Origin of the sequence: Rhodococcus sp. IEGM1428 (assembly GCF_050321865.1) — a bacterium.
Taxonomy (GTDB): Bacteria; Actinomycetota; Actinomycetes; order Mycobacteriales; family Mycobacteriaceae; genus Rhodococcoides.
The window spans coordinates 16,368-31,287 of the sequence record NZ_JBNQFW010000005.1 but is presented as its reverse complement, the minus strand read 5'-3'; the positions used below and the strand labels follow the sequence as shown (position 1 = coordinate 31,287).

Annotated in this window: 16 protein-coding genes; 7 read left to right on the top strand and 9 right to left on the bottom strand. The window is 63.4% G+C overall.

The window, feature by feature from the left end:
* Nucleotides 1-48 precede the first annotated feature (48 nt).
* From ACQR3T_RS21240 to ACQR3T_RS21230, 3 genes are read left to right on the top strand one after another with little or no spacing between them, the layout of a single operon-like run.
* Complete coding sequence (locus ACQR3T_RS21240) at nt 49-786, top strand: TetR/AcrR family transcriptional regulator (protein WP_052070947.1); 738 nt, start codon at nt 49-51, stop codon at nt 784-786.
* Nucleotides 787-831: 45 nt separating this feature from the next.
* Nucleotides 832-1,377: a type 1 glutamine amidotransferase domain-containing protein gene (locus ACQR3T_RS21235; protein ID WP_428694750.1), complete on the top strand. Its 546-nt coding sequence runs from the start codon at nt 832-834 to the stop codon at nt 1,375-1,377.
* Between the two features lie 16 nt (nt 1,378-1,393).
* On the top strand, nt 1,394-2,377 hold the full coding sequence (locus ACQR3T_RS21230; protein WP_428694749.1) for an iron-siderophore ABC transporter substrate-binding protein: 984 nt from the start codon (nt 1,394-1,396) through the stop codon (nt 2,375-2,377).
* A 23-nt stretch (nt 2,378-2,400) separates the two neighbouring features.
* On the opposite strand, the gene ACQR3T_RS21225 is transcribed toward ACQR3T_RS21230, so the two are convergent.
* Nucleotides 2,401-2,862, bottom strand: a complete 462-nt coding sequence (locus ACQR3T_RS21225) for a PPOX class F420-dependent oxidoreductase (protein ID WP_032380785.1) — start codon at nt 2,860-2,862, stop codon at nt 2,401-2,403.
* A gap of 33 nt (nt 2,863-2,895) precedes the next feature.
* Here ACQR3T_RS21225 and ACQR3T_RS21220 point away from each other — a divergent pair, with 33 nt between their 5' ends.
* Nucleotides 2,896-3,753, top strand: coding sequence for a polyphosphate kinase 2 family protein (locus ACQR3T_RS21220; protein WP_428694748.1), 858 nt, complete (start codon nt 2,896-2,898; stop codon nt 3,751-3,753).
* A 66-nt stretch (nt 3,754-3,819) separates the two neighbouring features.
* Here ACQR3T_RS21220 and ACQR3T_RS21215 read toward each other — a convergent pair whose 3' ends face one another.
* The 4 genes from ACQR3T_RS21215 to aceA form a co-directional block, all read right to left on the bottom strand.
* Entirely contained in the window at nt 3,820-4,860 is a 1,041-nt protein-coding gene (locus ACQR3T_RS21215) for an NAD(P)-dependent alcohol dehydrogenase (protein ID WP_032401829.1), read from the bottom strand.
* A gap of 96 nt (nt 4,861-4,956) precedes the next feature.
* Entirely contained in the window at nt 4,957-5,232 is a 276-nt protein-coding gene (locus ACQR3T_RS21210; protein ID WP_032380335.1) for a hypothetical protein, read from the bottom strand.
* 65 nt (nt 5,233-5,297) lie between these two features.
* Nucleotides 5,298-6,173: a 3-hydroxybutyryl-CoA dehydrogenase gene (locus ACQR3T_RS21205; protein WP_428694747.1), complete on the bottom strand. Its 876-nt coding sequence runs from the start codon at nt 6,171-6,173 to the stop codon at nt 5,298-5,300.
* Between the two features lie 157 nt (nt 6,174-6,330).
* The gene (gene aceA, locus ACQR3T_RS21200; protein ID WP_027498404.1) at nt 6,331-7,620 is read right to left on the bottom strand and encodes an isocitrate lyase; all 1,290 of its coding nucleotides are present in this window, start codon (nt 7,618-7,620) and stop codon (nt 6,331-6,333) included.
* 665 nt (nt 7,621-8,285) lie between these two features.
* Here aceA and ACQR3T_RS21195 point away from each other — a divergent pair.
* Complete coding sequence (locus tag ACQR3T_RS21195) at nt 8,286-9,017, top strand: DUF559 domain-containing protein (RefSeq protein ID WP_428694746.1); 732 nt, start codon at nt 8,286-8,288, stop codon at nt 9,015-9,017.
* Nucleotides 9,018-9,202: 185 nt separating this feature from the next.
* Here ACQR3T_RS21195 and ACQR3T_RS21190 read toward each other — a convergent pair whose 3' ends face one another.
* Nucleotides 9,203-9,607: an SPW repeat domain-containing protein gene (locus tag ACQR3T_RS21190; protein ID WP_032401826.1), complete on the bottom strand. Its 405-nt coding sequence runs from the start codon at nt 9,605-9,607 to the stop codon at nt 9,203-9,205.
* A 147-nt stretch (nt 9,608-9,754) separates the two neighbouring features.
* On the opposite strand from ACQR3T_RS21190, the gene ramB reads away from it, so the two are divergent.
* Entirely contained in the window at nt 9,755-11,167 is a 1,413-nt protein-coding gene (gene ramB / locus ACQR3T_RS21185; RefSeq protein WP_032380332.1) for an acetate metabolism transcriptional regulator RamB, read from the top strand.
* Nucleotides 11,168-11,184: 17 nt separating this feature from the next.
* Nucleotides 11,185-11,958: an LLM class flavin-dependent oxidoreductase gene (locus tag ACQR3T_RS21180; protein WP_428694745.1), complete on the top strand. Its 774-nt coding sequence runs from the start codon at nt 11,185-11,187 to the stop codon at nt 11,956-11,958.
* Here the strand turns inward: ACQR3T_RS21180 and ACQR3T_RS21175 are convergent.
* The 3 genes from ACQR3T_RS21175 to ACQR3T_RS21165 form a co-directional block, all read right to left on the bottom strand.
* Nucleotides 11,945-13,042, bottom strand: coding sequence for an LLM class flavin-dependent oxidoreductase (locus ACQR3T_RS21175; RefSeq protein WP_428694744.1), 1,098 nt, complete (start codon nt 13,040-13,042; stop codon nt 11,945-11,947). The two genes, ACQR3T_RS21180 and ACQR3T_RS21175, sit on opposite strands and share 14 nt — an antisense overlap.
* Nucleotides 13,043-13,046: 4 nt before the next feature.
* Entirely contained in the window at nt 13,047-13,862 is an 816-nt protein-coding gene (locus ACQR3T_RS21170) for an NADPH-dependent oxidoreductase (RefSeq protein WP_428694743.1), read from the bottom strand.
* 62 nt (nt 13,863-13,924) lie between these two features.
* Nucleotides 13,925-14,920 (bottom strand): MBL fold metallo-hydrolase, encoded by a 996-nt coding sequence (locus tag ACQR3T_RS21165; RefSeq protein WP_428694742.1) that lies wholly within the window; start codon nt 14,918-14,920, stop codon nt 13,925-13,927.

The following is a 14,920-nucleotide window of genomic DNA, read 5'->3' as shown; positions in this document are numbered from 1 at the left end:
CCGGACACGGCCTGTAATGGTGTCGGAGAAGGCGCATAGGGTGGGGTTGTGGCGAGAAATACGACGGAGGCAAAGCTGGACGAGTCCGAGCCGAACGAGGACAAGCCCAAGGCCGAGAAGCCGGACGGCCGCAAACGTCGGTGGCGCGAGCACAAGATCGCTCGACGTGAAGAACTCGTCGACGGCACGTTGGCCGCGATCCGGTTGCGCGGCCGCGAGATCGGAATGGACGAGATCGCGTCGGAGATCGGCATCTCGAAGACGGTGCTCTACCGGTACTTCACCGACAAGAACGATCTGACCAGCGCCACCATGTCGCGGTACGTCGAGACGACGCTCGCCCCGCGGATCTACTCCGCCATCTCGCACGAACTCGACGAGTACGAGCTCACCCGTGTGGTGGTGACCGCCTACGTCGAGACCGTCGCCACCGATCCCGAGGTGTACCTCTACGTCATGGCGAACAACGCGGGCAACAACCGCGACGTCGTCGCCGAGTCCGAACGGATGATCGCCGAGCTGCTCTCGACCGTCCTCGGTGAGCGGCTCCGTCAGCGCGAGATGGATTCCGGCGGATCGGTGCCGTGGGCCTTCGCCATCGTCGGTGCGGTCCAGTTGGCAACACACTGGTGGATTTCCAACAAATCCATGTCGGCGGACGATTTGATCGACTACCTCTGCATGATGATGTGGGGCGGAATCCACGGGGTCGCCATGGCCGACGGCTCCCCCGCCAAATTCAAATCACAACCGCACCCGCTGGTCGACGAGCCGAACGAGTCCTGACGCTCGTCAGTTTGAGAATCGGCCCGGTCGGACATTCGAACAGGTATGACTACCGATACCTTGACCGGACGCCGCATCGCCATTCTCGCTACCGACGGCGTCGAGCAAGTCGAGCTGGTGCAGCCTCGTGAAGCCGTCGAAAATGCCGGAGCCACAGTCACATTGGTTTCGTTGGACCACGGCGACATCCAAGCGATGGAGAGCGATGTCCATGCCGCCGACACCTTCACGGTCGATCGCGTCGTCGCCGACGTCTCGGCCGACGACTTCGATGCGCTGATCCTGCCCGGCGGAACCACCAACCCCGATCAACTCCGCGTCGACGCCGAGGCGGTTGCTTTCGTGCGTGACCTCGTCGCCGCGGGCAAGCCGGTCGGCGTGATCTGCCACGGAGCCTGGACGCTCGTCGAAGCCGACGTTCTGAAGGGACGAACGTTGACGTCCTACCCGAGCATCCGCACCGACATCCGCAACGCAGGCGGGACTGTCGTCGACGAGGAAGTAGTCGTGGACGGCAACCTGGTCTCGAGCCGTAACCCGGACGACCTACCGGCCTTCTGCACAAAGATCGTGGAGCATTTCGCCGCTTGATAGGTTAGCGTGCCCTATGCGCATTTCTCGTTCGTTGGCTCTGCCTGCGGCAGCCCTCGCCTTCGCCCTAGCCCTGACCGCATGCAGCTCCGACGCTAACGACGGTGCCGATTCTCCCGAGGCAGGTGGCACCGTCGTCACCGACATGTTCGGCGACGTCGAAGTGCCGGCAAACCCCCAGCGCGTGGTGGCTCTCGGTTGGTCCGATGCCGAAACAGCGCTGGCTCTCGGTGTACAACCTGTCGGAGCCAGCGACTGGCTGGGCGTGGGCGGAAACGGTTTGGGGCCATGGGTCGACGAGTCCTACGACACCGACCCCACGATCGTCGGCACTTTCGACGTCGACATGGAGTCGGTCGCGGCTCTGGCACCGGACCTGATCCTCTGGACGCGCAGCACCAACGACAAGGCCGTGTACGACCAGCTGTCCGACATCGCACCCACCGTCGCGGCCCCACCGGGAACCGACGTCGCCTACGGCACCACCTGGGACGGGCAGACCGACATCGTCGCCCAAGCGCTCGGCAAGGTCGACGAGGGCAAGAAACTCGTCGACGACACCAAGGCACTCTTCGACGACACCGTGTCCGCCAACCCGGAGTTCGCGAACAAGACCGTCGCCGTCGGCACGCTCTACAGCGGACAGATCGGTGCCTACGTGCGCGGCGACACCCGCGTCGACTTCCTCGAGTCCCTCGGCCTGACGAACACCCCGGCCGTCCAGGATCTCGCCGAGCCGGGAGCGTTCAGCATCGAACTGTCCGAGGAGAACGTCGCCGCCCTCGACGCCGACCTCACCGTCATGTTCCCCATCGGCACCGGACCCGAGGTGATCACCGACAACCCGTCCATCCAGGGCCTACCGTCCGCACGCGACGGACGCCTCGTCGTACTCGGCGACCAGAACCTGTCCAACGCATTCTCGGCCGCCTCGGTCGCGGGCACCCGATACGCACTGAAAAACGCCGTACCACTGTTCGCAGCACCACTGAAGGGCTAGTCACACCCTCCCTGGCGGGCTTGTCACACTCTCCCTGGCGGGAAGCCACCCGCGGCGATCGGACCCCAGGTGTCGATCACGATGCGTATCAACGACTTTCCCTGTTTCACCATCGCCGCGCGGTACTCGTCCCAATCCGAGTGCTCGCCGGCGATGCTGCGGAAGTACTCCACCAGAGGCTCGACGGCGTCGGGTAGATCGATGATCTCGGCCGTACCGTCGACCTGCACGTAGTCGCCGTTCCAATCGTCACTGTGCACCAACACCGTGACGGCCGAATTGCGGCGAATGTTCAGCACTTTCGCGCGCTCCGGGTACGTGGCGATCACGATGCGGCCCTCGGAGTCCACTCCCGCGGACACCGGTGAGACCTGCAGACCGTCGTCGCGTTTGCGGGTGATCAACGTGTGGTGATGCCGCGGAGAGACGAACTCGAGTAGCTGCTCACGCGTTGCGGATTCAGCTTTTGCAATCGTAGGGGCCATGCATTCCATCGTAGAGAAGTAGTCTCATCGGTCATGGCCGACAAGTCGAAATTGTGGACGCAATCTCCCGTCGATGTGCTGCGCGCCAGTGCCTCTCCACGCGTGGAGGACATCGATTTCACGGCTACACCGGGTTTCGACGGCAAGAAGGCGCACGGCAACGACGTCCTCGAAGAGCGCGGTGCAGTCCTGGCCGCGCTGCAGGAGAAGCTCTACGCGCACGGCCGAACCGGTGACAGTCGATCGGTTCTGTTGGTGCTCCAGGGCATGGATACCGCGGGCAAGGGCGGGATGGTCAAGCACGTCATCGGAATGGTCGATCCGCAAGGGGTGGACCTGGCGTCGTTCGGAGTTCCGACGCAGCAGGAGAAGCAACACCACTACCTGTGGCGCATCCGAAAGGCACTGCCGCGGGCCGGACGAATCGGGGTGTTCGATCGCTCCCACTACGAGGACGTACTCGTTGTCGCGGTCCACGATCTGGTTCCACGAGAGGTGTGGGAGCAGCGGTTCGACGAGATCAACGCCTTCGAGAAGGAGTTGACCGACGAGGGGACCATCGTGGTCAAGGTCGCGTTGTTCGTCTCGGCGGACGAGCAGAAGAAGCGTTTGCAAGAACGGCTCGATCGGCCGGACAAGTACTGGAAGTACAACCCGGGTGACGTCACCGAGCGTGGTTTCCTACCGCAGTACCGGACGGCGTATCAGCGGGTTCTCGATCGCACGGATACCGATCAAGCACCCTGGTACGTCGTGCCGGCCGATCGTAAATGGTACAGCCGCTTGGCCGTCACCGAAATATTGATCGACGCACTCGAGCAGCTCGATCTCGATTGGCCTGCACCCGATTTCGACGTCGAGCTCGAGAAGAAGCGTCTCGCCGAGAGCTGAAACAGAAGGGCCCGCGACGTATGGTCGCGGGCCCTTCTTTTCATGCGGGGTACAGCGTGCCTGAGATCAGAACGTCGCTGCGTCGATCACGAAGCGGTAGCGCACGTCGGACTTGACGACGCGGTCGTAGGCCTCGTTGATCTTCTCGGCCGGAATGACCTCGATCTCGGCACCGATGTGGTGCTCGGCGCAGAAGTCCAACATTTCCTGGGTCTCGGCGATGCCGCCGACCATGGAGCCTGCGAACGACCGGCGGTTGGCCAGCAGGTTGAAGGCGGGCACCTCGAGGGGCTTCTCGGGAACGCCGAGCTCGACGAGGGTGCCGTTGCGGGCCAGCAGTCCCAAGTACTTGCCCATGGGCAGGTTCGCGGACACGGTGTTGAGGATCAGGTCGAACTTGCCTTGCAGATCCTTGAGCGCGGAGGTGTCCTTGGTGGCGTAGTACTCGTCTGCACCGTAGGCCTTGCCGTCGGCTTCCTTCGCGTCCGTCTGGCTCAGCACGGTGACGTGTGCACCCATGGCGTGGGCGATCTTGACGCCGATGTGCCCCAGGCCGCCCATGCCGATGATGGCGACCTTCTTGTCGGGGCCTGCTCCCCAGTGCTTCAGCGGCGAGTACAGCGTGATGCCTGCGCACAGCAGCGGTGCCGCGACATCGAGCTCGACGCCCTCGGGGATGCCGAGCACGAACTTCTCCGTGACGACGATCTGGGTGGAGTAACCACCGTTGGTGAACTCACCCTCGTAGGTCGTCGAGTTGTAGGTCTGGACGACGCCTTTGGTGCAGTACTGCTCGTCGCCGTCCTTGCATGCCTCGCACTCGCCGCAGGAGTCCACGAAACAACCGACGCCGACGCGGTCGCCCACCTTGCGGCTGGTCACATCGGTGCCGACCTCGGCAACGATGCCGGCGATCTCGTGCCCGGGAACGACCGGGTACGTGGTGCCGCCCCACTCGTTGCGAGCAGTGTGGATGTCGGAGTGGCAGATGCCGGCGAACTTGACGTCGATGAGGATGTCGTTGGGGCCGAGAGCGCGTCGCTCGATCGTCGCCTTCTCGAGCGGAGCGTCAGGAGCGGTGGCCTGGTAAGCGGTAGCTGAAGTCATAACTACATTGCTACCTACGCATCTGTGTAAGCGCAACACAGCTACCGCTCCGACCAGGCTATTCCTAGGCTAAACGAGTCGTTCGCAACAGTAACGTCAGCCGTTCTTGGCGATGTTCGCTCCCAGCCATAGACCGTACGCACCCAGACCGATCAGTCCGATCTTGCGAGTCTTGGGGTACGCGATCGCGACGCCGACTGCCAATTCGGTGGCACCGTTGCGACTGATCCAGGTTCGCGTGTCCTTCGGGAACGGGAGCTTGGTGATTCCTTCGAAGGCCTCGGGAACCACGAAGTGGGCGGCGCCGGTGGCGGCCAATCCGATTCCGAATGCCTTGGTGACCAGACCGTTCGACTTCTTGGACTTGCTCACTGACGCGCTCCCTGCGATCGACGTGGTTGAACTGGCAAAACGACAATAGCGCTACGAGACGGCGGCTACTTTGCGACCCGGCCGTTCTCGTAGCGATAGAACCCGGCTCCGGACTTCTTGCCCACTTGCCCGGCCTCCACCATGCGTAACAGCAGCGAAGGGGCGGCGAACAGCGGCTCCGCGAACTCGGAATGCATCGAATCTGCAATGGCTTTAACGGTGTCGAGGCCGATCAGATCGGCGAGTGCAAGCGGCCCCATCGGGTGTGCGAGTCCCAGCACGGTTGCCTTGTCGACGTCTTCCTTGGTGGCGAATCCGGATTCGACCATCCGAATGGCCGAGAGCAGATACGGCACGAGCAGCGCGTTGACGACAAAGCCCGAGCGGTCTGCGGAGCGCACCACCTGCTTCCCGAGAATGTCACCCGCGAACCTCTCGGCGCGGTCGGCAACTGCCTCGGAGGTCGCATCGGTGGTGACGAGCTCGACGAGCGGCAGTACCGGTACCGGGTTGAAGAAATGCAGTCCGACGATTCGGTCCGGGGCCGTGGTAGCAGATCCCAGCGTCGTGATGGGAATGGAGGAGGTGTTCGAGGCAAGTACGGCACCGGGGTCGATCACAACGGCGTCGAGCTCGGCGAAAATGTCGGCCTTGATCTTCTCGTCCTCGAGTACCGCTTCGACGACGAGTTGACGGTCGGCGAAGTCTGCGAGATCGGAGGTGAAACGCAGGCTGCATGCTGCTTGCTCACGCTCACGTTCGGTGATCTTGCCGCTGCTGACACCGCGGTCGAGCGATTGCAGGATGCGGCTGCGACCGGCCGTCGCGAGTTCGCGAGTCTGCTCGTACACCAGCACGTCGACGTGTGCGCGGGCGCAGACCTCCGCGATTCCTGCCCCCATCTGCCCGGCTCCGACGATCCCCACCCTCTCGACCGTCAAGGCAAACTCCTTTGAAATACATTGCACAACAACAGCTTTAGGCGAGATGAGGGTAACTCTGATGGGGTACGAGCAAACGTGCCCAGATACGAGTCAGGCGGCCCGCAACGAAACGCTGGGGCCGCCCGACTAGTGCGCTGAAGGTCAGGAGAGGCGGTTAATGAAACTGGCCTTCTTCGGTGGAGCCCTTCAGTGCAGCCGTCGAGGTGTTGGGGTCGACGGTGGTGGCGATGCGGTCGAAGTAGCCTGCGCCAACCTCACGCTGGTGCTTGATGGCGGTGAAGCCGCGCTCTTCGGCAGCCTTGAACTCGCGCTCCTGCAGGTCGACGAATGCGGTCATGCCTTCGCGGGCGTAGCCGTGTGCCAGGTCGAACATGCCGTAGTTGAGCGAGTGGAAGCCTGCGAGGGTGATGAACTGGAACTTGAAGCCCATCGCGCCGAGTTCCTTCTGGAACTTCGCGATGGTGGCGTCGTCCAGGTGTGCCTTCCAGTTGAACGAAGGCGAGCAGTTGTAGGCGAGGAGCTGGTCCGGGAACTCGCTGCGAACCGACTCGGAGAACTTCTTGGCAACCTCGAGGTCCGGCACGCCGGTCTCCATCCAGATGAGGTCTGCGTACGGTGCGTAGGCCTTGGCGCGAGCGATGCAGGGCTCGATGCCGTTCTTGACGCCGAAGAAGCCTTCTGCGGTGCGGGTTCCGTCGAGGAACTCACGGTCGCGCTCGTCGACGTCGGAGGTGATCAGCGTTGCTGCCTCGGCGTCGGTGCGGGCGATGATGACGGACGGCACGTCTGCGACGTCCGAGGCCAGACGTGCGGAGGTCAGGGTGCGGATGTGCTGCTGGGTGGGGATGAGCACCTTGCCGCCGAGGTGGCCGCACTTCTTCTCCGATGCGAGCTGGTCTTCCCAGTGCACACCTGCGGCGCCGGCCACGATCATGGCCTTCTGCAGCTCGTAGGCGTTCAGTGCGCCACCGAAGCCGGCTTCGGCGTCCGCGACGATCGGTGCGACCCAGTTCTTGACGGACGTGTCGCCCTCGATCTTGGCGATCTCGTCGGCGCGCAGGAGTGCGTTGTTGATGCGACGGACGACCGACGGCACCGAGTTGGCCGGGTAGAGGCTCTGGTCCGGGTACGTGTGGCCAGAGAGGTTCGCGTCGCCGGCAACCTGCCAGCCGGAGAGGTAGATCGCCTGGAGGCCGGCGCGAATCTGCTGCACGGCCTGGTTGCCGGTGAGGGCACCGAGCGAGTTGATGTAGTCCTCGTTGTTCACGAGGTCCCAGAGGATCTCGCTGCCGCGGCGAGCGAGTGTCGCTTCTTCGACGACGGTGCCCTGGAGGTCGGAGACCTGCTGTGCGGTGAAGTTACGGGTGACGCCCTTCCAACGGGGGTTGGTGTCCCAATCCTGCTGGATCTCGGCGGTGGTCTTCGGGGTGCCGGTGGTCGACATCTTCAGCTCCAGTCTCTTCTGCTTCTCGGCCTGCCTCGAGACGAATCTTCACATCGTTGCCAGGCCCTTCTGGTGTACTCCAAAACAATGGCACAACCGAAAACATGCGTCTACCAGTTGTTAGTGCCAATCTTGGCTAGCTTTCCCGGCACCCTTGCTAAGTTTGCAAATTTTCGACTGCCACAAACCTCGCCGATCGGACGGCTGTGTTACTCGCCGGTAGCGACGAATCCCCAGTTGATGAACGCAATGCACAAAAACTCATACAGGACGCTTGTACGGTTTGGCGACGGCGTCTGAATCGAGTCAGAACTGCGGCATGATATGATCGACATCACAGCGGTCTCATCCCACGATGTGAGCATGGCACGGGTTGCTCCCCTCGACACCACTTTCGCTGGGATCCCCCGACCGACGCCACCGAGTGGAGCAGAAGTTGCACTCATCCACAGGCAGGCACGTGTCCACAGGGCATTCGATATCCCCAGGTCGAGCATCGGAGACCACCCACGCCATCGCCGACGCTGCACCCATGGCAATCCACTCCCGGCCACACAGGTCATTCCGCAGGCTCCACTCCCGCCACCCTTCGAGAGCTCGTCTCCTCCGGACTCCATCCCAGCACCGTCTCGCGTCGCTTCACTCGTGTTCTGCCGACGGTCCACATGCGCGGGGAACCGTCGACGATGGATCGGTGTCGGGCCATCTCGCTGTGGCGACCCGACGCCGTGCTCAGTCACCGATCGGCCGCGTACCTGCGCGGTTGGACTACCGAGCCGTCCACTCTCGATGCAACCGTCCCTCGCAGTGCCCGATTGCGACCGCCGCCGTGGCTTCGGCTGCACCGTCGCGCACTCGATTCCCGACTCGTCGACGAGGTCGAGTCTCTGCCCTGCACCTCGCCCGCCCAGACGATGCTCGATTGCCTGGCGGTACTCCCCCGCGAAGAGGCCGAGTTGCTGATCGACGAGCGCTTGAAGTTCGGCCTCGACCCGGCATCGCTGCTCTGCTTGCTCGAGCGGTTCCCGGGCCGACGCGGCAATGCGGAGTTGGCCCGTCAGGTCCGGTTGGCAGTGACGAGGTTCGCCTCGGAGCCGGAGCGGGCCCTCGGCCGGGCATTGCATCGGATCGGCCTGTATCTGGAGATGAACGCGGCGGTCGGCTCGTTCGTCTGCGACCTCGTCGACCGTCGCAGCCGAACGATCATCGAGGTGGACGGACGCGAATTCCACAGTGCAGCAGAGGTGTTCAGCAAGGATCGACGTAGACAGAACGCCCTGGTACTCGGTGGCTGGTTGGTGCTGCGCTACTCGGCGTTCGATGTGCTCGCCGCGCCGGACGTCGTGGCCGCCGAAATTGCGTCGGTTGTCAGGCGGCGTCGGGAATCGCGGCGATGAGAGCACACAGTGCTCCACTCGCCGGGACGCACGAGGGATTTACCGGATCCACCGCGCCGAGTGGAGCACCCATTGCATCAGACGCCGCGATGAACCCACAGAGCAGAAAATGCTCCACTCCCGTGCCCGCGTACGAGATTCATCGCACGCGCCCACGGGAGTGGAGCATCAGTTGCAGGGAAGGATCAGATGCGGACGCCGGTGTGCTCGTCGCTGGACGCGACCACCCGCGAGGTGATCGGGGCCCGACGCGACGCAACCACTCCGAGCGCGCCCATGGCTGCGATCACGAGTCCGCCGACGATGGCGAACAGGTCCGCTGCCAACAGTCCGGACGGGAACACCATCAATGCGGGAGACACCGCGAGCAGCAGACCGAGGCCCACGTGAGTCCAGTGGCTCTGCCTCGACGAGGATCCGATGGCCCACAGAGCGGATGATGCCGCGAGTATGCCGAGTACGAGGATGGCACCGGTGACTTCTTGGTCTCCCTGAACCGGGAGCCAGACGGTGGATGCGACGAGAACTGCTCCGGTGACGAAGACGACGACGTCCCTGACGATTTCCGATGTGCGTTGACGGTTGGACATGACCGCTCCTCGAGGTGCGTGGTGAATAGCTCGTATACCGGTATACGCCTTTACTTCGGCTAATGTTCCCGATGATCACCGAATTGTGATCCAGCAGCTAGTTGCGAACGGTGTTAAGGCCTTTCTTCGCAGGCGTAGCCTGGCGATGTGTCCAAGACCTTCGTCGGCGTGCGGCTACGGCAGCTCCGCAGCGAACGCAGCATGAGCCAGGTATCGCTGGCACAGAAGCTGGGGATCTCCGCCAGCTACCTCAACCAGATCGAGCACGATGTGCGTCCACTGACGGTGCCGGTGCTACTCCGGATCTCCGAAGTGTTCGGCGTCGACACGTCGTTCTTCTCCTCCGAGGACGACACCAGGTTGGTTGCCGAACTCCGTGAAGTAGCGCTCGATCAGGACATGGGCATCGATGCCGACGCGCACGAGATCGCCCAGATGGTCAGCTCGCACCCACAGTTGGCGCGGGCGATGGTCAACATGCACCGCCGATACCGCAATACGACGGCTCAGCTGCTGGCCGCGACCGAGGAACGCTTCTCCGATGGCAGTGGCAGTGGTTCGATCAGCAAGCCTCACGAAGAAGTGCGCGACTACTTCTATCAGCGACAGAACTATCTACACGATCTGGACACTGCGGCGGAGGCACTGACATCTAGGATCCGATTCCATCGCGCCGACGTGGGCGGTGAGATCGCCAAGCGGCTCCGAACGGTGCACGACGTGCAGATAGTCAATCGCATCGACCTCGGCGAGAACGTGCTGCACCGTTTCGACCCGCAGACGCGAGTGCTGGAGATTTCACCACATCTGTCGGGTGGACAGAAGGTGTTCAGGTACGCCGCCGAACTCGCTTACCTCGAATGCGGAGATCTACTGAACAAGATGGCCGAGGAAGGCAATTTCTCCAGCGAGTCGTCGAAGAAGCTGGCGGTGCTCGGTTTTGCGAACTACTTCGCTGCCGCGACGGTATTGCCGTACCACCACTTCCACGACGTAGCCGAGGATTTCCGGTACGACATCGAGCGGCTCTCGGCGTTCTTCTCGGTCAGTTACGAGACCATCTGCCATCGACTCTCCACCCTGCAGAGACCGGAGTTGCGGGGTGTGCCGTTCTCGTTCGTCCGGGTGGATCGCGCGGGTAACATGTCGAAACGGCAGTCCGCCACCGGCTTTCACTTCTCGTCGAGCGGCGGCACGTGCCCTCTGTGGAATGTGTACGAGACGTTCGCCTATCCCGGCAAGATCATGACGCAGATCGCCGAGATGCCCGACGGCCGCAGCTACTTGTGGATCGCACGCACCGTGGAGCGTCGAGCCGCGCGTTACGGCCAGCCGGGCAAGACCTTCGCCATCGGCCTCGGTTGCGAACTCCGCCACGCCGGAAGGCTGGTGTACGCCGATGGGCTGGATGTGCAGGGCTCGGCAGCTGCCACGCCGATCGGAGCGGGCTGCCGGGTCTGCGAACGCTCGAACTGCCCACAACGCGCCTTCCCGCCGCTGGGCAAGGACCTCGACATAGACGAGCACCGAAGTTCGGTGTCCCCGTACCTCGTTCGCTGAGAAGAAGGAGAATTCCAATGACGCGAGTCGGCGTTGTACTCAGACCGGAAATTGCTCCGGAGGCTTTGGTCGAAGCGGCCCGCGCAGCCGACGCCGCGGGCGTCGACGAAGTGTGGTTGTGGGAGGACTGCTTCTTCTCCGGCGGACTGTCCACTGCTGCACTGATTCTCGCGAACACCGATCGCGTGAACGTCGGCATCGGGGTGTTGCCCACTCCGATGCGGAACGTGGCGTCGACAGCGATGGAGATTGCCACCATTGCCCGGGTCCACCCGGGTCGGCTCCGTGTGGGACTCGGCCACGGCGTCCAGTCGTGGATGGGCCAGATCGGCGCGCGAGTGCAGTCTCCTCTGACGTTGCTGAGCGAGCAGATGACCGCGCTGACGAGTCTGCTGGCGGGCGACATGGTCACTGTGCAGGGCCGTTATGTCTTGCTCGACGAGGTGAAGCTGAACTGGCCGCCGCTGCAACCACCGCCCCTTCTAGTCGGTGCGACCGGGCCGAAGACGCTCGCCCTGAGTGGTCGACACAGTGTTGGAACAATTCTCACCAGCGAGACGACACCGGAACAGGTTCGTACAGCCATCGACCACATCGACGGTGGGCCAGACCACGACGTGGTCGTCTACGTGTCGGTCGGATCCGATTCGGATGCAGCCACGATCGATATCCAACGCTGGATCGATGCCGGTGCCACCACCGTCGTACTCGAACCCTCTGCGGACGCAGCCGATCCGACCGCGTTGTTCGCTCACGCCGCTTCCCTGACAGCACATCTCAGCTCGCAGTGAATCCCCGGGCGCGGTCCTTGTCCTCGGTTGTCCACAGCGTGGTCGTCACCTCGGCCCGCACCAAGGGAATCACTTCCTCGGCGAACTGTCGTAACGTGTCCTTCTGACGCTCGAAGTCCAGGACGTGGTTGATCGAAACCGACTGCAGGTCATGCCCGTACGCATCGTGATAATCGAGGATCTTCGCTGCGACCCGTTCCGAGGAACCCACCAGGGCCGACCCCCGCGCGACGGCGTCGTCGATGGTCCGAAAGCTCGTGACCTTGCCTTTGGCCGAAGGGTCGTGGGTGCGCTTGTCCTGCTGCGCGACGATGCCCTCGTAGATCGGCCGATATTCGGCAACGGCAGCCTCGGTCGTCGTACCGAGGAACAGTCCTCCGGAGCCCGAACCCACGTAGGCTTTGTCCGGGTCGTGCCCGTGATGAAGGTACTGCTCGCGGTAGCGGTCGATCAGAACCTTGTAGTTCTCCCTGGGCTGCAATGCATTTGCCGTGAAGATGGGATCCCCCCACTCGGCGGCCAGATCGACCGCCTCCACCGAGGTGGCCGAGCCGTGCCAGATCCGGAAAGGGCCGTCGAAAGGTCTGGGCAGTGTCGTGGCGTCGGACAACGGATGTCGATGCCGGCCGGTCCAATCCACGTGCTCCTCGCGGATGAGTCTGCGGAGCAGTTCGTAGTTTTCGGTGAGATACTCGTACTGGCGCGAGATGTCGAGTCCGAACAGCGGGTATTGCAGCACTTCGTTGCCTTTGCCGATGACGACTTCGAGGCGACCTCGACTCAGTTGGTCGATGGTGCCGAGGTCTTCGGCAACGCGGATCGGATCCAACACCGACAGTACGGTGACGCCGGTGGACAACAGGATGCGTTGCGTGGCCTGGGCTAGCGCGCCGAGAATGACCGTCGGGGAGGACGAGAGCACGTCTCCCGCGTGCCGTTCTCCCACGGAAAACGAATCGATGCCCAATTCTTCTGCGAGAACGGCAAGTTCGATCAATCGGTCGAATCTGTCGGCCGGGGTCACCACTGCACCGGTGACCGGATGCGGAGGGTTGAACACGATGTCGAGGACCTGAAAGCGCATAGTGTTACCGAGACTTCCAACCGAGGGATTCGAACGACTTTCTCAGAGTGACACGCGGTCCGATCGCCTCGCCGCTCCGCAAGCGGGACAACACCGACGTGGTCCAGGATGCCGTACGGCCCTGCGTTGCATAGTATTCCGCAAGTCGTTGCTCGTAGACGGTCACGGCCGCGTCCGCTGCCTGAGGGTCGTACAGTTCGTGGTGGAGCACCGAGGAGATGGGCAACCGCGGCTTCACCCCGGCGGTCTCGTCGCCCGCCCGGCCGATGGCCAAGCCCACCACGGGGATCGACTGTTCGGCCAGCCCCAACTCAGCAGCAATCTCGTCGGGTGCATTGCGCACCGCCCCGACGTACACGGTGCCCCATCCGAGCGACTCCGCGGCGACGACGGCGTTCTGCGCGGCGAGCGCAGCATCGATGGCACCGAGAATCGTACTGTCGAAGTAGTCGGCACCACCGAGCTCGGCGTCGTGCCCGGCGGCGAGGCGTCGGGCCCGCCCGAGATCGGCCACGAACACCAGGAACACCGCGGCATCGGCGATGAACGCCTGATTCGCAGCCAGCGCCGCAAGGCGCTTCTTGCGCGCCGGGTTCTGTACTGCGATGACGCTCCAGGCCTGCAGGTTCGACGACGTCGGCGCGGATTGGGCTGCGGCGACGATCGTCTCGATCGTCGCCGTGTCGATCGGATCCCTGGTGAACGTCCGCACCGAGTGATGCGACAGCAGAACGTCGATGGTCTCGTTCGTGTGCGCCAACGCAGTCAGAGCAGGATCGCGGTAGCGCTGCTGAACCCACGAGGCCGAAGAGGAGGTCACGGGCTCCAGAGTGCCCCTGCCCTGGCCGACGCGCCACAGTTGCACTCGGCATGATTCGAAAGCTACCGCTCCCGCAAGAACCGCCCCGCATCCGCGAACGCCCGTGCTCGACGCGTCAGCGTGGGTGGCGCGGGCGGTTCGCCTCGCCACAGGCGGTAGAGGGTGCTCATGCTCAGGATGAGTCGTTCCGGTGAGTCCCAGTGGGCGTACTGCCCGAATTCGCCTGATTTCAGCAGGTTCAGAGCGGCCTCGGTCGATCCGAGCCCGGCGTCGAAGCAGCGGCGTCCGGCCTCCCCCACCCAACTCCAGTAGTTCCGCACGGCGCGTATCTCGTCGCTGCCGCACAGAGGGCCGTGGCCGGGAACGTAGACGGCTGCATCGAGTTCGAGGAGGTAGTCGAGGGCATCGATCCAGTTCTGCAGCGGTCCGTGCCAGAGCACCGGGGTGGCGTCGATGAACAGCAGATCGCCGGCGAACACGACTCCCACATCGGGTAGGTGAGCAATGAGGTCGCCCTCGGTGTGTGCCGGTCCCAGGTAGCGCAGGTGGACGGATCGCCCTGCGACGTCGATGGTTTCGGTGGTTTCGAAGGTGTGGTCGGGCAGCCGCGGCAGTGCGCTGGGGAAGGTGGCATCACCCCGGACTCGGTTCATGTACGAGCCCATTGCTCCGACCGGTCCGGGTATCCACCCGATCTTGCCGCCGAAGGAGGCGAACGCGTCCACCCCTTTGGGTGGTGTCTCTTCCTTCATCGCGTGCAATGACGCGGCGCTGGTGGTGATGCGCGCAGAGGTGGGAACCGAATCGTTTCCCCACCAGTGATCGCCGTCGGAATGGGTGTTGAGCACTTCGGTGATCGGCGCATCGACGATCAGTTCGGCGGTATCGGCGGCAACGCGCGCTGCCCAATTCGTGTCCCAGACGGTGTCGATCAACATCGACGCGCCACCGGGCCCCACGATCAGTCCGGTGTTGGTCTGTCCCCAACTGCCGGGCGGCCGCATGAAAGCCCAGGTCCCGTCGGCGATCTGCCGGTATCCCACCTCTGTGTCCGTCAC